Here is a 20,191-nt window from a genome sequence, read left to right as displayed (position 1 = left end):
TAATCAAGAAAATAAAAAAGGCTATTTTTGAATTTGACATATGCCCCATTCGTATGAAAGCTAAATTACATTTTGTTTCCTCAATAACCATATTTTTTGTCTGCTTTTGTACATATGCACAACAGGGATATTGGCAGTCGATTCCCAAAAAATCTAGTTTTAAGAGTGCTTCAATAAAGAATATGGATAAGGGTGGAGCAATTTTTTCCCTGAACGATGAATTTTTTGCCAAGGAGCTTAAAGCTTCCAACTTTAGTAAAGGGAATACACAAGTGGTTTATCTTCCTGTTGGTAAGGGTAAAGTAATTGCCTTTGAACTGCATGAAACTTCCGTACTTCATCCCGAACTCGCAAAGAAATATCCAAGCATAAAATCCTTTTCAGGTAAAAGCGTGGACGGAAAATATCGGGTAAAAATGAGCAGCTCGCACAAGGGCTTGCAAAGCATGATTGTCGATTCGAAGACTCGTGAAACTACATTTATGGAGCCCGTTTTGAACAAAAAAGGAGCTTATGTTGTATATGGTAAAGGAACTCAAAGTAAAATTGGATTTGAGTGTGGCACCGAGAAATTTCAACAAAATCTAGAAAAGAAACTTAACCAAAGTGCGGGGAAAACCATAGTTCCATTGGTTGGCGACCAATTACTTCGCAGATATCGGATTGCGGTTTCAACTACCGGGGAGTATGCTCAATTTCACGGGGGTACCGTGGTAGATGCACTGGCGGCAATAAATGCTACATTGACGAGAGTTAATGGGGTTTTTGAGACTGATTTGGGCGTGACCATGGAATTGGTGGCAAACAATGATCAGGTAATTTTTACGAATGCAGCCACCGACCCCTACAACGGCAATCTGAACGGTCAAGTTCAGAGTACCCTAACTTCTACAATCGGAGAGGCTAATTATGATGTTGGGCACCTTTTCAACAAAGTTGAAACAGCTGCACAGAATAATGGTAATGCCGGGTTTATAGGAGCAGTTTGCGTGGATAATAGAAAAGGAAGCGCGTTTTCTTCCGCCTCTATTCCGGAGGGTGATATATTTGATTTTGATTTTGTTTCGCATGAGCTAGGTCACCAATTTGGCGCAAACCATACGTGGTCTTTCGAATCTGAAGGGTCCGGTGTACAAGCAGAACCAGCTAGCGGAACTACAATTATGGGTTATGCAGGGATTGTGCCAGGAAACAATGTTGCTCCCAATGGGGATAGTTATTTTCACTATAATAGTATTGTACAGATTTCAGATTATTTACAGACCGTTTCTTGCGCTCAAACAACAGTCTTGACCAACTCCCCTCCGATGGTAACACCAATGGGAGACTATGTTATTCCACTGGGAACAGCTTTTATGCTCGAAGGCTCGGCTACAGACAGTGATGTTGGTGACATACTTACCTATGTATGGGAACAAATAGATGATGGAGTGGTCACGACAAATAATTTTGGTCCGGATAATCCCAGCGGAGCGAATTTTAGATCTTTGCCTCCTACTACTGACCCAACACGATATTTTCCTAGACTTTCAAGTGTTGTTCAGGGAAATTTGACACAGACTGCTCCGCAGACCAATGATGAATGGGAAACAGTTTCGAATATAGAGCGAAACATGAAGTTTGCCCTAACGGTTCGAGACAATGGTGACGGTGGAGGACAGGTAGTTTCTGATATTCTTGATGTTCAAGTGATTAAATCTGCAGGTCCTTTTTCTGTGACATCGCAAACCACAAATGAAGTTTATGCCGGTGGATCATCCCAGGAAATTACTTGGGACGTCGCTAACACCAATGTTTTGCCAATTGACACCAAAAATGTGGACATTCTATTATCTCTTGACGGAGGAAATACATTTCCCATAACCCTGGCCGATGACACCTTCAATGATGGAAGCGAGAATGTACTTATTCCAGGGAATGCTAGTACAACAGCTCGTATCATGATCAAGGCCAGTGATAATGTTTTCTTTGCGGTGAATTCCTCAAACTTTACCATACAAGAATCGGAAGTAGTGCTAAACTTTCAAGATCTAACACATCAGGTGTGTCAACCCAGCAATAGTGTAATACCATTTGTTTATGAGACATTTGGTGGATTTGGGGAAACCTCCACATTTTCAGTTTCAGGTTTGCCTCCGGGAGTTACGGATTCTTTCTCTCCGACTCAAGCAAGTGCAGATGATACTGCTGTAAATTTGACCATTTCAAATACCAATGCAGCAACGCCCGGAACATATGATATTATCGTTACGGCAACTTCTGCTTCCAACACTACAAATGTTCCTTTAACATTGGTTATCAACGATGGCAATTTTGCTGATATAGTTCTTTCATCACCCGCGGATACTGAAGCAAACACTTCCATACTTCCGTTGTTGGAATGGGAAGAAAATGAACTGTACTCCAATTATGATGTTGAGATAGCTACTGATGTTGGCTTTGCAAGTGTTGTGGAATCTGCCAGTGTTCCTTTTGGATTTTATCAGACGACCAGTTTAAATGAAGAGACCGAATACTTTTGGAGAGTAAGACCCAGTAATGCCTGTGGAACAGGTACATTTGGAACGCCATTTAGCTTTACAACAAATCAGGTTGATTGTAAAAATTTGTCGCCAGGAAATTTGCCCTTGGAGATCTCAGCCCTTGGAACACCAACGGTGGTTTCTACGGTACAGATATTTGAAGATTTACCAGTTTCTGATGTTAATGTAAGCATCGAACTGACCCACACTTTTCTGGAAGATTTAATAATTGACCTTATTTCGCCATCAGGAACGCGTGTTACCTTGGTTTCCAATGCCTGCGGTGATGCAAATAATATAAATGCCATTTTTGACGATGCTGGAACCCCGTTAGTATGCTCTGGTAACCCGGCTATTTCGGGAACTGTTGCACCTTTGGGTTTTTTATCCTCGTTGAGCGGAGAAACTACTTTGGGAGAATGGACTTTGGAAGTAAGGGACACAGCGGCAAATGACGGTGGTTCACTGGTCGCTTTTTCATTGGAAGTTTGTGCAGAAGGAGCTTTCAGACCAGATGACGATGAAGATGGCGTTTTTGATGATGGTGATGACCTTTGTTTGGGAACCCCAAAAGGAGTAGAGGTAGATACTAGTGGATGTCCAGTGAATAGATTTGTGGCAGATAATTTTACCGTAGAAATTCAAAGTGAGTCATGCAGAACAAACAATGATGGTTCTGTTGGCATAACTGCTGCGGACACCTCCATTACCTATACTGCGGTTCTGAGTAATGGAAGCACAAATTTGAACTCAGACTTTACAGACGAACATATCTTTCAAAATGTAAATGCAGGTAACTATTCGTTATGTATTACGGGTACTAACGGCACCATAACCTATCAGGAAGTTTGTTTTAATGTTGTTATAGAAGAACCGGCATTGCTTTCTACACTTGTCAGTATAGATGAGAATATGTTGAGTTTGGTCATGGATGGAGGTTCGTTATACAATATTGAATTGAACGGTTTGGTTACGCAAACTACTTCAGCAGAAATTCAGTTGGAATTAAAAGAAGGGCTAAACACACTTAAAGTGTTTACCAATTTACCGTGTCAAGGTGCTTATGAAGACGCTTTCTTTATTTCTTCCAAACCTATTCTTTATCGAAATCCGGTAGGTGCCGATACTAGGGTGTTTCTTAATGGTTTTGTTGGAGATTTAGATATACATGTATTCGCTGCCAATGGGCAATTGGTCATGAAAACTGCAAGGAGGGTGGAAGGAAATGAACTTGAAATGGATTTTTCGGCATTGCAGACTGGAATTTACTATATGCGAATACAGGGATCTGAAATAAATGAGGAGTTTAAATTGATTAAAGAATGAAGCGGATTTTTCAAAGTTTGGGATTACTTATCGTACTATGGTCTTGTGGCAGCGATGACCCGCCACCAGCTCCAGGAGGAACCAATTTGGTTTTTCCAGATCAAAACTCTGAATGTACTACAGGTATTAGTGTGAATGAAACCTTGAGTCAAGTTACCTTTCAGTGGCAGACTTCATCCAATACTGATAGCTATACATTAAGTGTTGTAAATCTAGAGACCAATATTCCGCAAACCATTTCAACGGCAGCAACTTCTGCTAGCTTATCCATTGTTAAGGGAGCGCCATACTCGTGGTCGGTAACTTCTTTGAGCACAAGATCAGATCAGGTCGCGACTAGTGAAACCTGGTTGTTTTACAATGCAGGTTCGCAGACAACCTACGCCCCTTTTCCTGCACAATTGATAGGTCCGGTTTCCGGCTCAACAGTGCAAAGAAACATAGATAATGAAGTTACATTGGTTTGGCAAGGAGCTGATGTGGAAAATGATATTTCAGGGTTTGAAGTTTTCTTTGCAACTACAAATCCTCCAACAACATCCTTGGGAACCACAGCTTCCAATACTATGGAATTGAATGTAAGTGTGGAATCAGGAACAATATATTATTGGAAGGTAATTACAACGGATGCAGAGGGGAATAATTCAGACTCAGGAATTTTCGAGTTTAAGACATTCTAGCATCATGTGCCGTTGAATTGATTCATGGTGTTTTTTACACCTGAAAAGATAAAGGAGTGAATGAGGTCAACAGATTTTTGTAGACGTTCTGGAAGAGCTTTGTTTTCTTCATCATTCCATTGGCCTAGCACGTAATCCACTTGCCTACCCTTAGAAAATTCGGCTCCGACACCAAACCTAAATCGATTATATTTTACTGTTTGCAATGTGTTCTGGACGTCCTTTAGTCCATTATGACCCCCATCGCTGCCTTTGGTCTTCAGACGCAGTGTCCCAAATGGAAGATTGATATCATCAGTGACTACTAATATGTTTTCCAAAGGGATTTTCTCTTTTTCCATCCAATATTTGACCGCTTTCCCACTGAGGTTCATATAGGTGGATGGTTTAAGACAAAGGACACTTCTACCTTTGTGCTTGAATGAGGCAATTGCCCCCAGTTTCTCATTTTTAAATGAAAAATCCTCCCTTTCCGAAAGGGAATCTAAAATTTTAAATCCGATATTATGCCTTGTTTCGAGGTATTCGGTCCCGATATTACCAAGTCCGATAATCAGGAATTTTTTCATATTGTCCGTTTCATGCAATACCCGTTGTGGTTTGCCAAAAAGTGCTTTGATGAATTGAAACATGGGAAAGTTTCCATTTGTTCAAAAATACAAAAGCATCCCAAACTTCATGTAATCATAAAGTTGGGATGCTTGTTTAATTTATAGCACGAAACTATTCCGTCGCTTCAGCGGCCGGAGCTGCTGCATCAGCACCTTCTGCTGTTGCTTCAGTTCCTTCTGCTCCTTCTTCAGTTTCTTCTTCTTCCTCCACGTCATCAACAGATGTTCTAGAGGCCTTAACCTGCACAACAGCTGTGCTGTCTGGGTGAAGAATGGTATAATCATCATTCAAAAGTGTTTCCACCGGAATAGTTCCACCGATTCTCAATTTTGAAATATCGATAGTGATAAAATCAGGCAATAAATCTGGTAAAGCCTTGATCGCAAGTTTTCTTTTTCTAAAAAGCAAACGACCACCGTTTCTTACACCTGGAGAATTTCCTTCCAAACGAATAGGAATATTCATGGTTACAGGCTTGTCGTTGAACAATTGATAAAAATCTATGTGAAGAATTTTATCGGTAACAGGATGAAATTGAATGTCCTGTAATACAGCTTTCAACTTTTGGCCATCTTCCAACTCAATCACAACAGTGTGTGCGTTAGGAGTGTACACCAAATGTCTGAATGATAGTTCATCAGCTGAAAAGTGCAATGGTTTATCCCCTCCGTAAAGCACGCAAGGGACCTTTCCAGCATTACGTAAGGCCTTGGTAGATACCTTGCCCACGCTTTCTCTTTGGGATCCTTTGATAGTAATTGACTTCATTATATATATAAAATTGATTTACATTAAAAATTTTGATGAGATAGAAGTATTGTGATGAACCCTATGCATAACATCTGCAAATAGATCGGCACAACCCAATACTTTTATCTTTTTTCGATTATCTGAAATCGGAATTGAATCGGTAACGATAAGTTCGGTTAATTGAGATTTTTCTATTCTTTCATAGGCGTTTCCAGATAACAACCCGTGCGTGGTAATTGCACGGACACTTGTGGCTCCACGTTCAATCATAAGATCGGCAGCCTTGGTAAGTGTACCTGCGGTATCTACCATATCGTCTACAAGAACCACATTTTTACCTTTTACTTCACCAATTAATTCCATATGGGAAATTACGTTGGCCTTGGCTCTTTGCTTATAGCAAATAACTACATCACTTTCCAAAGCTTTGGAATATGCATAGGCTCTTTTCGACCCTCCCATATCCGGAGAAGCGATACAAAGGTTATCCAGGTTAAGGTCTTTTAAATAGGGTAAAAATAAGGTTGAGGCAAAAAGGTGATCAACGGGTTTCTCAAAAAATCCTTGAATCTGGTCTGCATGCAGATCCATGGTTATAATTCGAGTTGCACCAGCAGTTTCCAGCATTTTAGCAACCAATTTGGCAGCAATAGGAACTCGCGGTTTATCTTTTCTGTCTTGTCTGGCCCATCCAAAATAGGGCATTACAGCGGTAATGTGTCTTGCGGAAGCTCTCTTGGCGGCGTCCAACATCAACAACATTTCCATTAAGTTTTCTGAACTAGGGTTTGTTGAACCAATGATAAAAATACGCGTACCTCTAATTGATTCTTCAAATGAAGGTTGAAATTCACCATCACTATATCTCGAAAATATCACCTTCCCTAACTCAGCGCCATAAGAAGCTGCAATTTTTTCACCAAGCACCGTACTTTGGGTACAGGCGAAAATTTTAGGTTCTGGAACTCGGTACGACATTACAAACTCTTGTTAACTAGCTTATTAAAGTACTTTTCTTAAAAGAGGTGCAAATTTAAAAATTAATTCGGGTTGCTAAAGGATTAATCAAGGTATTTTTGGTGGTAAACAAAATATTTTTTTAGCTTTGCAGTCCTTTTTGAAAATGAATGCTCGAGTGGCGGAACTGGTAGACGCGCTGGATTCAAAATCCAGTTCTTTCGGGAGTGTGGGTTCGATTCCCACCTCGAGTACTTAAAGAAAAGCCAAGACCTAAGGTCTTGGCTTTTTATTTATAAAGTGACATTTCTGAAATAATTGTCTAAAGACAAGACTTAACGCTATGATTTGGTAGGCTCATTCGCCTTGGATAATGAAACCAAGCCGCCCATCGCCCCTAAATTCATTGAGTCTAGTGCCGAACTTGGCACAATTACCATAGATCCTTTTTCTTTTAATCCTTCAAATAACATGTTCATACCTCTAAGATGTAGAGCAACGGGGTTTTCGCTGTACTGTTCACTCGCCTCCGAAAATTTATGCGCTATTTCGGTTTCCGCCGTTCCCAGAATAACCCTAGCTCTTCTTTCCCTTTCGGCTTGAGCTTCTTTACTCATGGCATCGGCAAGTGCTTGCGGAATAATGATGTCTTTAATCCCAACATTCTGGCATGTAATTCCCCATGGATTGGTATTATGATCTAGAACTTTTTGCAAATCCTCCGCGATTTTATCTCTGTCTTGAAGAATATCAGCCAACTCATGTTTTCCAATAATATCCCTGAGCCCTGTTTGCGCAATATAGAAAATGGCCTTCTCATATTCCTGTACTTCCAAAGCTGCTTTTTCAACATCCCAAACGGTCCAATATACCACGGCATCCACATTTACTGGAACCGTATCCCTGGTCAAAGTTTGTTCCGCTTTAAAATCCGTTACTCGAACACGTTGGTCAATATATTTGTCTATTTGATCAATTATGGGAATTAAAAAGAAAATACCCGGGCCTCTTAAACCCTGATATTTACCCATTCTTAAAACCACGGCTTTTTCCCATTGATCGGCAATATGAATTGACTTAGCAAAAACAAGAAAGAGCAACAAGAGCATACCTGCAACTTTCAAATCAATTATGTCAAGAAAATATAAACCGGCGCAAAGTGCTAACCCAAATATTATTAGAGCAGTGGAAATAGGATTTCCAATTTTTTTAATAGAAGTCTTCATCTTAATTCTGAGTTTTAAGTTGATTAATTATGTCATTTGTTGAAAATCCATAACTAAATGCGATAGTTGAAAATTCATTACATATCTCAATTAGTTTGTTTCTTTTCTCTTCTTCCGATATCTGAATTTTTGCTTGATTAATAAATGTTCCAGTACCTTGTTGCGTCTCAAGTATATTTTGAATTTCCAGTTCTTTGTATGCTTTGGCAACCGTATTTAGATTTACTTTCAATTCTACGGCCAGAGATCGAACGGTGGGCAATTGCTCTCCGGTTTTCAGGTTTCCGAAAGCAATGCCAAATTTTATCTGATCGATGATTTGTCGATAAAATGGTATTCCGGTCTTAGGATCTAATTTAAAAGTAATCATTGTTTTATTGTACTATACATATAGTACAAATGTACAATAAATTATTAACTTGCTATTTTATTCATTCATATTTATTGATTTCATCAAATCTGAGTAACAATTTTTTGTAAGGTTTTAGCAGTTTTTTTGGCTAAAGGGATATTATGAAGGACACCAATAATTTTATGGCTCGATGCGAAGAATTGGCAAAGAGCGCAGCTGCCAAAGGAAACAGTGCCGTTGGGAGTTTGCTTGTCGTGGATAATAAAATTGTGGCCGAGGCGGAGGAAGCTGTGGCTACCAAACAAGATGTAAGCTGCCATGCCGAAATGGAAGTTCTGAGGAAGGCTAGTAAAATAGTAGGCGAAAACATGTCAAATGCCACTCTATATAGCAACAAAGAACCTTGCGTTATGTGTAGCTATGCTATTCGATTCCATAAAATAAGTACAGTAGTTTTTAAAGAAAAATCAGAAACGTTGGGAGGAGCCAGTAGTGCCTATAATTTATTGATATCGGAGAATGTTCCAAATGATTGGTCCCCGCCTGTACACTGTATTCATCTAGAAGAAGAATAAAATGAACTATTCAAAATTAGCCTTTACAGAAACTATTAAAGAACTTCAGGAAGAGGAAGGTAGCAGAAATGCATATGCGCGAATGGAACGCATGGAATTACCAGATGGATTGTCGTATAGAGAAATGAGTTTTATTCAGGAACGAGATAGTTTTTATATGGCGTCATATGGTGAAAACGGATTTCCCTATATTCAGCACAGAGGAGGACCAAAAGGGTTTTTGAAGATGATTGACGTGAAAACGTTGGCATTCTTGGACTTTACCGGGAATAAGCAATACATATCTACAGGAAACATCAAAACGCATAAAAAGGTTTCTTTGATCCTTATGGACTATGCGAACAGAGCCCGATTAAAAATTTATGCCGAAGCGGAAACAGTATCCCTAGCTGAAAACAAAGAGCTTACCCAAAAATTAGGACTGGACTACGATTATAAGGCTGAGCGTATTATTCTATACCATATAAAGGCATTTGATTGGAATTGCCCCCAGCATATAACCCCGCGATTTACTGCTGAGGATATTTCCAAAATGAATAAAGAACGAGAAAATTATATTCAAAATCTTGAGGGGGAAGTAGCATCGCTTAAGCAAAAAATTCTTGATTTTGAATCAAATATCGGAAAGTAAAAACCTTGTTTTATTGAAATTAGGTAGCATTCGCAATTCCATGATTTAGACTGGATATTTATATCAATTTACTCATTTTTTTCTTACAGATGGCTTGATGCAACATTGCTCTCGATAGCTTTTTGAAACTGCAATATTTCACATCATTTTTTAGGTTAAGAATAAGAACGGATATTAACAATCTACATCTGACTTTTTTCAAAGTTAATCACTTAATAATCAACTGTTTTATAGCGTTCCTTGTCATCGAGTAGACAAGAATATTGTTGAATTCGCCCCATAATAGCCTTTTAAATCAAAAACCTTTCATCGATAATCCGATGTTTCACAACAAATGATCGATGAAATACAACATATTTTCCGTTTAACGGATCGTTGTAGATATGTTTGAATAATCCTACAAGGATAATAACCTCATTCCTTAACTATGATTGCACTAATAACCCGCTGGAAAAAGAGAAGCATCTTTTTGTCTTTTTTGTTTTTGTTTGCGGTGATTCAAATGGGTCACGCTCAGAATTGTTCTATTAATGCGGGAATACCACAAACAGTGTGTGAAAATGTGGGGACTTTCAATTTGTCTGGATCATCTGCCGGATTGGTTCAAAGTGGACCGACATGGTCGCAAGTAGGAGGACCATCAGTTATTATCGCCGACCCTTCTAACCTAACTACCGGAATTAACGGGCTTGTAGGGGGAAATACATATACTTTTAGGTTGACTGCCGTGTGTACTGATGGAACTACACAGTTTCAAGATGTAAATATTACGGTTCAACCTATCACGGTTGCAGATGCAGGTAGCGACATTGCTTCATGTCCTGATAACTCTGGAACTGTTACTACCAGTGCGAATAGCCCACTTAATGCCGGGGAAACTGGACTATGGAGCATTGTTGGCAATAATGACGCAGGGGTAACCATAAACACTCCAACTTCTCCTACCACAAGTTTAACTTTACCGGAAGGAAATGCGGGTGTAAGCACTTTGCAATGGACAATCACAGGGCCTGACTATGCTCCTGGTCAATTTTGTGAATCAACTTCCACAATGACCGTTACCAATTACGGTGGAGTTTCAGTAATAAATGCTGGAGGAGATCAAAATCTTGATAATTGTTACTCAGTTACACAATCCACTTCAATGACTGCCAGTTTTGGCGGAAACAATATTAATGGACAAGTAGGGACATGGAGTTTTGTAAGCGGACCAAATGTGCCAACTATTGCTGATGTAAATGATAATAACACCAATGTCACGAACCTTATTGAAGGGTCCTATGTTTTTAGGTGGTCAGTAAGCGGACCATGTGCAACTGGAGAGGATACAGTAACGATCAACGTGGATGAAGCCACTCAAGATATTTCAACCGCCTCAATTCAAGATGACAATATTCGGTTTTGTGATGCAAGTATAACCACAGCGACCTTATCTGGTTCTGTGCCACAATTTACAGGAGAAACAGTGACTTGGGCGCAAACTTCTGGTCCTGTTGGCGCTAGTATTTTGAATCCAAATTCACCGACTACTCAAATTTCAGGATTGGACGGAAATAGCACTTATGAGTTCACCTATACCATAGAAAATTCTACAACACTTTGTACAGATACTGCAACAGCAACTATTCGATATTCTACCAATCCCGTTTCCATAACAGCTAACGGAGGGAGCGATATTATTGCAGCATGCGGAATTACAAGTATTGATATTCCATTTACCACTACCGGAAATGGAAGTAATACCTATAGCATAATTAACGGACCTGCCGGTTCAGCTTTAATAAATCCAGGTACTTTTAGCAATACCGGAAGTACACCCTTAAATATTGATTTTGATGTTGAAGGGACCTATACCGTACTATTCCGAAGAGCACTAAGTGGTACCATACAAACAGGATGTGATGTTGCAACGGATGCTATTAATGTAACTGTTGCGCTAACTCCAACAGCTGCCAATGCAGGAACCGATCAGAATTTGGCCTGTAATGTCACTAGCACTGACATCACAGGGAATACCATAACTATCGGCAGTTCACTGTGGTCACAGATTAGTGGCCCCAATACGGCTACAATTGCCTCTCCATATGCAAGAACCACAAATGTTTCTAACCTTATACCTGGAACCTATGTATTCCAATATGGAATTTCAGGAGGTAGCTCGTGTGCGCCTGCCATGGAAGATACGGTTGAAATTGTTGTTTCTTCTGATGCTCCGGTTGCCACCGATGCTGGCGTGAACCAAACAATTTGTTTTGGAGCACCTACGCAACTAGATGCTAATGCACCGCCATCCACAAATTTATTGGGAACTTGGACTGTTGACACTGCTCCAGTGGGAGCAACCATTGTTTTTGCAGATGAAAATAATCCAAAAACACTAGTCTCAGGATTGGATGACCCCAATGAAACTTATATTTTTCTTTGGACTATTGATAACCCTGGTGACCCCACCTGTCCAAATCCTGGAACAGATACAGTTACCATAACCACAAACGCAACGCAAGGTCCAACGCTTGCAGATGCAGGGCCTGACCAATGTTTGGGTACAGGAACTGGCTCAGGCACTTTAGCTGGAAATCAACCTGCCGGAGATGAAATAGGAACATGGACGGCATTGCCAGCAATTGGGATTGCGTTTGATGACGCCAATCAATTTGATACAGATGTAACTGTAACCATAGAACAGAGCTACATACTTACATGGACGATATCCAAAATTGCTCCCGGTTGTCAATCTACTTCTGATGAAGTGGAAATAACCGTTGGGCCGAATGCTGCGGCTAATGCGGGACCCGATCAAACTGCCTGTCAATCCGTTTTTACCATGGATGCAACAGGCTCTGTTGGAAGTAGCGGTAGTTGGGCACAAATTTCAGGACCAGGAGGATATACTTTTGACGATAATACGAGTCCAACGGCCCAGATTACTTTTAGTTTTTCTGGACAATATGTTTTTGAATGGACGGCAAACAATGGTTCTTGTTCTTCAGACACAGATCAGGTAACCTTAAATGTTGGAATTCCACCGACAACCGCTTCAATAACGACACCCACTGAAACCATATGTTCTTCAACCTCTGTTGTATTGGATGGAAATGTTTTTAACTCCAATGTAGAAACAGGGTATTGGACTTTGCTTTCAGGAGCACCAAACACACCAACTTTTTCAGATGTAAATGACCCTAACGCTACGGTCACGGGGCTGGTTTCGGGATCATATACCTTTCGATGGACCATAGCAGGAGACCCTAATTGTCCGACAAGCTTTGCAGATAAGACCGTTGATGTTTTTGTGCCTGCAGATGCTGGTCCTGATTTAGAGCTTTGTCAAGTTCAAAACTTCTTATTGGAGGCCACTTTTGGGTCCACAGGAACTTGGGTTCAAACGTTTGGCCCTGGAGTTGGAGGCCTACCAGGTACTCCAGCCACGATAACACAGAATCCTTCTGATAGCAATGTTGCTGAAGTAAGCAATATTGAATTAGGAAGAGTATATAGATTTCAATTTACCACCAATTACCCTGGCGCAACGGGCTGCGGAAATACTTCGGATGAAGTACAGGTTGAGTCAAGCGGCTTGCCCACGGTACTTCCGGATGCAGGCCCAGATCAGTTGTTATGCTTGGGAGATTTAGTGGTTGCCAACCAGACTACTTTAGCTGGAAATATGCCTCCAGATGATGTAGATGAAGCTACTTGGAGTTTCACGGAACAACCCGCAGGTAGCACAGCAGTAATTACCAGTATTAATGATCCAACGTCCACGATTACAGGATTGACTGTACCTGGAACCTATATTTTAGAATGGAATTTCGAATCTGGATTTTGCTTTACAACTTCTGATGTGGTCAGAATTGAGGTGTACGACGTTCCATCAACAGCGGATGCCGGAGCGGACCAAGCTAGTGCTTGTCCAGCAGATGCACAACTTAATGCCGTACCACCAACTTCTGGAACTGGTACATGGACCTTTACTGTTGACCCTTCTGGAGGAGCTGCGGTAATTGATAATCCAAATTCACCTACGTCTACAATATCAAACATTACAGTACTTGGAACCTATACCTTAACATGGACAGTAGCTCACAATGGGATTACCTTTGTTGATAGCCCTTCAGCTTGTGATCCAACTTCCGATACGGTTGACATCACCTTTCCAGCAGATGCACCTTCTACTGCGGATGCCGGTGTGGATCAAGAACTTTGTGCTGCAACTCAAACCAATATGGCTGCAACGTCAATCGTTGTTGGCACCGGAACTTGGACGCAAACAGCAGGTCCTGGTGTAGGAGGAACCCCTGGAACCCCTGCAAATATTGTTGCACCGAATAGCGAGACCACGCTTATTGATACGTTGGAAGCTGGCACATATGAATTTACGTGGACCGTTGTGAATGGTGGATGCACATTTGTGGACACCATGGAGTTAGTTAATTATGCTGACCCTGGAAGCGCAGATGCTGGCCCGAACCAAAGCTTGGATCAATTTTCTCCAGTAACACTTGCTGCAGTTCCTGCAACTGCCGGAGTGGGAACTTGGTCTCAGATTTCTGGTCCAACAACCGCTGGGTTCGATAATGTTAATGACCCCAATACCGATGTTTTTGGAGCAACAACAGGAATCTATGTTTTTGAATGGAGAATTTCTAATGGTATTTGTGCTGATGTTTTTGATACCGTTGAAATTTCATTTGTTGGAATTGATTTAGAGTTGACGAAATCGGTTTTACCTGTTTCTGCAAACCCCGGTGATACCGTTACATTCACTATAGATGTGTTTAACGACAATGCATCAACGCCTACAGATGCGACAGGAGTATCAGTCCGGGATGTTATGCCTTCGGGATATTCCCTAGTGCCGGGAACGGTAAGCAACGGAGGTGTTTACAATGCGGGAGACCTATCCATCACATGGTCAAACCTGTCCATCTTAAATGGAAACACACAAAGTTTAACGTTCGATGCTACGGTAAACGCATCTGGAAATTATGTGAATTCTGCCGAAATAACTGCAAATGACACCTTTGATATAGATTCCACAGTGAACAATGGATTAGCCGGCGAAGATGATCAAGATACCGCTGAGGTAACAGTAACGATTGCTGATCTAACCTTATCAAAAGATATTAGCGCTGGATCTAGTTTAACTCCTAATATTGGTGACACGGTGATATTTGAACTTACAGTTTCAAATGCCGGACCTGTTACTGCAACCAATATAACGGTAGAAGATGTGGTACCTTCTGGATTTACAATAGGAACTATCAACAATGGTGGTACGGAATCCAGTGGGACAATTACATGGGATATTACCTCGCTTCCTGTGGGTTCTACAACCGTAACTTATGAAGTCACCGTGAAAGCACCTGCCGGAACACCGAATGAATATGTAAATACTGCTGAAATAACCGCATCCGATCAATTTGACCCTAATAGTTCACCTAATAATGATGATGGTGACCAAAGTGAGGATGACGAAGATTCAGTTACTATTACGGTAGCCGAAGAAGCTGATCTGAGCATTTCCAAAAGTATAATTGTAGGCTCAGCAACCCCTAATGTTGGTGATACCCTTACTTTTGAATTGGTACTTTCCAATGCCGGATCTAATGATGCGACCGGAGTATCCGTTGAAGATATTCTTCCGGTTGGGTTCACACTTACTGCGGTAAATAGTGGAGGATCCTTAGGTGGAAATACAGCCAGTTGGTCTGGATTGTTTATTCCTTCCGGAGGAAATATTGCATTAACTTATCAAGCTACAGTAAATACACCTACCGGAGCGGCAGGAGAATACACGAATAGCGCACAGATTACAGCAAGTAATCAAATTGACCCTGACAGTGACCCAGCAGATGGACCGGGAACAGATGATTTAGGAGATGGATTAGCTGATGATGACGAAACAAGTTTAACCATTATACCTCAAGAAGCCGACCTTTCCCTGGATAAATCAGTGGATAACATCACTCCAGATGCAGGTGATACGGTAACTTTTACGGTTCAGGTAGATAATGCCGGACCTGATATTGCTTCAAATGTAAGTATTGAAGATGTGGTTCCATCTGGGTATACCATAGTTGGTGGAAGTGTTTCCAATGGTGGAGTCTTTAATTTAGGAGGTTCCGAAGTTATTTGGAATCTGGCTTCAGTACCATTGGCTGGAGTAACCTTGACATATCAAGCCACGGTCAATGCGCCTGCGGGAACAATAGGAGAATATGAAAACATTGCACAAATAACAGCTGTTGATCAATTTGATCCAAACAGTTCACCCAATAATGATGATGGAGATCAAAGTGAAGACGATGAAGATAGCCAAACCGTAGTTCCGACATCTTCGGACTTGAGTTTGGTAAAAGACATTAACGTTGCGTCATCAGCTACTCCAAATGTAGGTGACACCGTAGTTTTCGAACTAACAGTAACCAATGCAGGTCCAAGTGCAGCAACGAATATTGTTCTCGAGGATGTCGTTCCTTCAGGATACACACTGGGAACTGTTAACAACGGAGGAAGTGCTATTGCTGGAACTTTCATAACATGGAATATTGCCAATTTGCCCGTTGGATCTACAACGGTATCTTATGACGTTACGGTAAGCGCACCAACGGGGTCAACAGATGAGTATTTAAATACTGCGGAGATTGCATCAGCGGATCAATTTGACCCTGATAGTACACCTGGAAATGATGATGGCGACCAAGATGAAGATGATGAGGATTTCTTTGTGGTTATTCCGCAGGTCGCTGATATCGAATTGGAAATTTTAGCCAGTAATACAACTCCTGATGTTGGTGATATAATCTCCTTTACCATCAATCTTAGTAATACGGGTGCAGATGCTGCCACTGGAGTTTCCATTGAAAATTTGGTGCCGTCCGGATTCGGAACAATTACCGGAATCAACAATGGAGGAACGTTCAATTTTGGGTCCGGAATCATTACCTGGACTGGTCTTACGGTTCCTGTGGGTACAAATACTAGAGTACTTACTTTTAATGCAACGGTTGGAACTCCAACCGGAGCACTAGGTGAATTCACGCATATTGCTGAAGTAACATTCAGTAATCAATTTGATTCGGATAGTACACCTAACAATGACGATGGAGATCAAAGTGAAGATGATGAGGATGCAATAACGGCGGCGCCAGAACAGGCTGACCTTTCGTTAACCAAAATTGTGGTTGACAATGATTTAACACCAAATGTTGGTGATGAAATTAGTTTTGAAATAACGATTTCCAATGCAGGGCCAAATGATGCGACAAATGTTGTGGTAACAGATTTGCTTCCCACAGGATTTGACTATGTGCTGTACAGTGCCACGGCCGGAATCTATAATGATACGACTGGAGAATGGCAAGTTGGGACAGTGACTGGCGGTTCCTCTGAAACCTTGATCATTGATGTATTGGTTAATGCCGCGGGTAATTACGTCAATACCGCTCAGATTACTGCTTCGGATGCCTTTGATATCGATTCAACACCGAGCAACGGAGTGTCTGCAGAAGATGATCAAGATGATGTTACAATAACACCTGCCGCTTTAGTCGATCTTTCTTTGACCAAAAGTGTGGATGATGCAAATCCAATCGTAAATACAAACGTGGTGTTTACACTGACGGTTTCCAATACGGGGCCAAGTGATGCCACTGCTATTCAAGTTACCGATCAATTACCATCTGGATTCACGTATGTTTCTGATGACGGTGGTGGAAATTATGACGATACCACAGGAATTTGGAATGTGGGCGCATTGATCAATGGAGGCAATACTAGTTTGAATATTACCGCTACGGTAAATCCAACCGGTAGTTATGTCAATATTGCAGAAATTACCGCTCAAGGCGAAACAGATAGCGATTCCACTCCAAACAACGCTGTTGCAGGTGAGGATGATCAAGATCAGGTAGTAATTAATGCAGCACCAATGGTTGATATTTCAGTTACTAAAACTGCCGATGACCTTACTCCAAATGTGGGTGATCCAATCGAGTTTACCATAACTGTACAAAACGACGGACCTAATGATGCGACCAATGTTGTGGTCACCGATGTATTGGCTTCGGGATACGGATTCGTAAGTGCAGTACCATCCACAGGGGTATATGAACCCTTGAATGGATCATGGACCGTTGGAAATCTTGCCAACGCTGCTTCGGAAAATATTGTAATTACTGCTACGGTATTGGCCAATGGAGATTATACCAATATTGCTGAATTAACAGGATTGACTGAAACCGACATTGATTCTGAACCTTCCAATAATGATGATACTGAAGATGATCAACAGACTATTGAACCCGTTCCTGTATTGGTTTCCGATTTAGTGCTTCGAAAGTCTGTGGATATTTTGAGTCCATTGGTTGGTGAAGAAGTCATTTTCAACATCAGTATTACGAATAACGGACCAAGTGATGTAACTGGAGTAGAAGTAGAAGATTTGCTTCCTTCAGGATATACCTATGTTTCCAACAACAGAACGGCTGGAGTTTATGACCCAGGAACCGGTATTTGGGAACTGAATGGTGTAATTCCAAATGGAACTACAGAAACCATGAATATTGTTGCCGTGGTAAATCCTACTGGAGATTATTTCAATGTGACCGAAGTATTCTCATCCAGTAATTTGGATCCAAATTCCACTCCGAATAATAATAACGTATTTGAAAATGACCAGGATAGTGCTGGTACCACACCTATTCCTTCTGCGGATTTGTCTTTGGATAAAACTGTAGATAATGAATTCCCGAATGTAGGTTCAAATGTGGTCTTCACAATTACTGTGACCAATGATGGTCCTAGTGATGCCACAAGCGTGGTTGTTTCAGATGCACTCCCATCCGGTTTTACGTATCTGGCAGATGATTCTGGAGGTGCGTATAGCGATGCTAGTGGATTATGGAATGTCGGAACGATAAACGGAGGGGGCAATGCCATTTTAAACATTACGGCTCAGGTAAATCCTTCAGGAGATTATAACAATGTTGCCGAAGTAATTACAGCTATTCAACCTGATCCAGACTCAACTCCTGGAAATGGTATACTTTCTGAAGATGACCAAGATGAACAATCGGTTACGCCGAGAGCGGTAACGGATATTTCAGTCTCAAAAACAGCCGACAACCTTAGTCCATCCGTAGGAGAGCAAATCATATTTACGGTAACAGTTACCAATTCAGGACCAAATGTGGCCACCGGACTTATTATTGAAGATATTCTGGCAACTGGATATAGCTTGGTTTCAGCCGTTGTGACCTCTGGCACCTATGATCAGATAACGGGAGTTTGGGGAATTCCAACGATGGCGAATGGCACTGTGGAGACGCTTACAATTACCGCTACGGTGCTTGCTTCTGGAAGTTACAGCAATACAGCAGAATTGATTCGATTGGATACGTTTGATCCCGATTCAACACCGGATAATAGATTGAGTTCAGAGGATGATCAAGATACTGTCGTTCCTGTACCAAATGGATTGGCAGATCTCTCTTTGACAAAAACCGTGGACAATGCTACTCCAAATGTTGGTGATGTGGTCGAATTTACGGTCAGTGTGACAAATGATGGAGCCAGTGACGCCACAGGAGTAGTAATAACCGACCTATTACCATTAGGATATACATATCAATCACATGTGGTGACTGCTGGAACCTATGATGTAAGTACAGGTGCCTGGAGCATAAACGGAACAATATTCAACCAAAATACGGAAAGCTTAGTGGTATTGGCCACGGTCAATGCCCCTACTGGAACAACCGATGAATATTTGAATGTTGCAATAATCACAGCTAGTGATTTGGCCGACCCGGATAGCGATATAGGGCAAGGAATAGGAGTAGATGATTTTTCAGATGGACTTGCAGATGATGATGAAGCTACTGTAGTGGTCACACCTCAAACAACGGATATCGCCGTCACAAAAACCGTGGACAATGCCTCGCCGAATATTGGAGGTCAGGTAGTTTTCACAATTACGCTGACAAATCAAGGTACTGTCGCCGCAACCAACGTTGGGATTGAAGAAATAATACCCTCAGGGTATAGATTAATAACTTCCCAAGCTTCTATTGGAGTTTATGATGAAATTTCTGGATTCTGGGAAGTACCATCTTTAGATGCCCTAGGAACGGCAAGCTTGCAACTTACAGTTGAAGTATTGGACACCAATGATTACCTGAATACGGCTAGCTTGGCTTTTGTAGATCAATTGGATATAAACAGAAGCAACGATTCAGACCAGGCGAGTGTTGAACCATCCTGTTTGACAGTTTACAACGAGTTCTCTCCAAACGGAGACGGTGTCAACGACCTCTTTAAAATTGATTGTATTTCAAGATACCCGAACAATGTGCTTCAAGTATATAACCGATGGGGCAATATTGTATATGAACAGCGCTCCTACAATAATGATTGGGACGGAACCTCAAATGGTCGGGCCACAGTCCAAGTAGGAGATCAATTGCCAGTGGGCACCTATTATTATGTGCTTGACCTCGGAGATGGTTCTGCACCACGAACAGATTGGTTGTACATAAATAGATAGGAAAATGGGCA

Annotated in this window: 10 protein-coding genes and 1 tRNA gene; 6 read left to right on the top strand and 5 right to left on the bottom strand. The window is 41.2% G+C overall.

Annotated features, from left to right (window positions below; genetic code table 11):
- The first annotated feature begins 53 nt into the window (after positions 1–53).
- On the top strand, positions 54–3,848 hold the full coding sequence (locus ACOKFG_RS01120) for a reprolysin-like metallopeptidase (RefSeq protein WP_422861709.1): 3,795 nt from the start codon (positions 54–56) through the stop codon (positions 3,846–3,848).
- Positions 3,845–4,528 carry a hypothetical protein gene (locus tag ACOKFG_RS01115; protein WP_298792086.1) on the top strand — a complete coding sequence of 228 codons (684 nt, stop codon included), beginning with the start codon at positions 3,845–3,847 and terminating at the stop codon, positions 4,526–4,528. The genes ACOKFG_RS01120 and ACOKFG_RS01115 overlap by 4 nt, the downstream gene beginning before the upstream one ends.
- A 2-nt stretch (positions 4,529–4,530) precedes the next feature.
- On the opposite strand, the gene pth is transcribed toward ACOKFG_RS01115, so the two are convergent.
- From pth to ACOKFG_RS01100, 3 genes are all read right to left on the bottom strand, one after another.
- Positions 4,531–5,160 carry an aminoacyl-tRNA hydrolase gene (gene pth, locus ACOKFG_RS01110; RefSeq protein WP_422861708.1) on the bottom strand — a complete coding sequence of 210 codons (630 nt, stop codon included), beginning with the start codon at positions 5,158–5,160 and terminating at the stop codon, positions 4,531–4,533.
- 91 nt (positions 5,161–5,251) lie between these two features.
- The gene (locus ACOKFG_RS01105; protein WP_422861707.1) at positions 5,252–5,908 is read right to left on the bottom strand and encodes a 50S ribosomal protein L25/general stress protein Ctc; all 657 of its coding nucleotides are present in this window, start codon (positions 5,906–5,908) and stop codon (positions 5,252–5,254) included.
- An 18-nt stretch (positions 5,909–5,926) separates the two neighbouring features.
- Positions 5,927–6,868 (bottom strand): ribose-phosphate pyrophosphokinase, encoded by a 942-nt coding sequence (locus tag ACOKFG_RS01100; RefSeq protein WP_298792080.1) that lies wholly within the window; start codon positions 6,866–6,868, stop codon positions 5,927–5,929.
- A 151-nt stretch (positions 6,869–7,019) separates the two neighbouring features.
- Between ACOKFG_RS01100 and ACOKFG_RS01095 the strand changes: the two genes are divergently transcribed.
- Positions 7,020–7,101: transfer RNA gene (locus tag ACOKFG_RS01095), tRNA-Leu, on the top strand.
- Positions 7,102–7,188: 87 nt separating this feature from the next.
- On the opposite strand, the gene ACOKFG_RS01090 is transcribed toward ACOKFG_RS01095, so the two are convergent.
- Positions 7,189–8,073 (bottom strand): slipin family protein, encoded by an 885-nt coding sequence (locus ACOKFG_RS01090; RefSeq protein ID WP_298792078.1) that lies wholly within the window; start codon positions 8,071–8,073, stop codon positions 7,189–7,191.
- A 1-nt stretch (position 8,074) separates the two neighbouring features.
- Positions 8,075–8,443 carry a GntR family transcriptional regulator gene (locus ACOKFG_RS01085; RefSeq protein WP_299487509.1) on the bottom strand — a complete coding sequence of 123 codons (369 nt, stop codon included), beginning with the start codon at positions 8,441–8,443 and terminating at the stop codon, positions 8,075–8,077.
- Positions 8,444–8,586: 143 nt separating this feature from the next.
- Between ACOKFG_RS01085 and ACOKFG_RS01080 the strand changes: the two genes are divergently transcribed.
- From ACOKFG_RS01080 to ACOKFG_RS01070, 3 genes are all read left to right on the top strand, one after another.
- Positions 8,587–9,000 (top strand): nucleoside deaminase, encoded by a 414-nt coding sequence (locus tag ACOKFG_RS01080; protein ID WP_299487511.1) that lies wholly within the window; start codon positions 8,587–8,589, stop codon positions 8,998–9,000.
- Between the two features lies 1 nt (position 9,001).
- Positions 9,002–9,631, top strand: a complete 630-nt coding sequence (locus tag ACOKFG_RS01075; protein ID WP_299487513.1) for a pyridoxamine 5'-phosphate oxidase family protein — start codon at positions 9,002–9,004, stop codon at positions 9,629–9,631.
- 427 nt (positions 9,632–10,058) lie between these two features.
- On the top strand, positions 10,059–20,180 hold the full coding sequence (locus ACOKFG_RS01070) for a PKD domain-containing protein (protein WP_422861706.1): 10,122 nt from the start codon (positions 10,059–10,061) through the stop codon (positions 20,178–20,180).
- Positions 20,181–20,191: the final 11 nt, after the last annotated feature.

The sequence above is a fragment of the Flagellimonas rhodophyticola genome, assembly GCF_049332665.1.
GTDB lineage: Bacteria > Bacteroidota > Bacteroidia > Flavobacteriales > Flavobacteriaceae > Flagellimonas.
Note: the sequence above shows the minus strand (reverse complement) of the source record. Positions and strands in the feature narration are given on the sequence as shown.

What these genes read in the sequence shown, in the direction of transcription:
- pth (WP_422861708.1), bottom strand. Translation starts at nt 5,160, where the DNA reads ATGTTTCAATTCATCAAAGCACTTTTTGGCAAACCACAACGGGTATTG.
- ACOKFG_RS01115 (WP_298792086.1), top strand. Translation starts at nt 3,845, where the DNA reads ATGAAGCGGATTTTTCAAAGTTTGGGATTACTTATCGTACTATGGTCT.
- ACOKFG_RS01090 (WP_298792078.1), bottom strand. Translation starts at nt 8,073, where the DNA reads ATGAAGACTTCTATTAAAAAAATTGGAAATCCTATTTCCACTGCTCTA.
- ACOKFG_RS01075 (WP_299487513.1), top strand. Translation starts at nt 9,002, where the DNA reads ATGAACTATTCAAAATTAGCCTTTACAGAAACTATTAAAGAACTTCAG.
- ACOKFG_RS01080 (WP_299487511.1), top strand. Translation starts at nt 8,587, where the DNA reads ATGAAGGACACCAATAATTTTATGGCTCGATGCGAAGAATTGGCAAAG.
- ACOKFG_RS01105 (WP_422861707.1), bottom strand. Translation starts at nt 5,908, where the DNA reads ATGAAGTCAATTACTATCAAAGGATCCCAAAGAGAAAGCGTGGGCAAG.
- ACOKFG_RS01085 (WP_299487509.1), bottom strand. Translation starts at nt 8,443, where the DNA reads ATGATTACTTTTAAATTAGATCCTAAGACCGGAATACCATTTTATCGA.
- ACOKFG_RS01070 (WP_422861706.1), top strand. Translation starts at nt 10,059, where the DNA reads ATGATTGCACTAATAACCCGCTGGAAAAAGAGAAGCATCTTTTTGTCT.
- ACOKFG_RS01100 (WP_298792080.1), bottom strand. Translation starts at nt 6,868, where the DNA reads ATGTCGTACCGAGTTCCAGAACCTAAAATTTTCGCCTGTACCCAAAGT.
- ACOKFG_RS01120 (WP_422861709.1), top strand. Translation starts at nt 54, where the DNA reads ATGAAAGCTAAATTACATTTTGTTTCCTCAATAACCATATTTTTTGTC.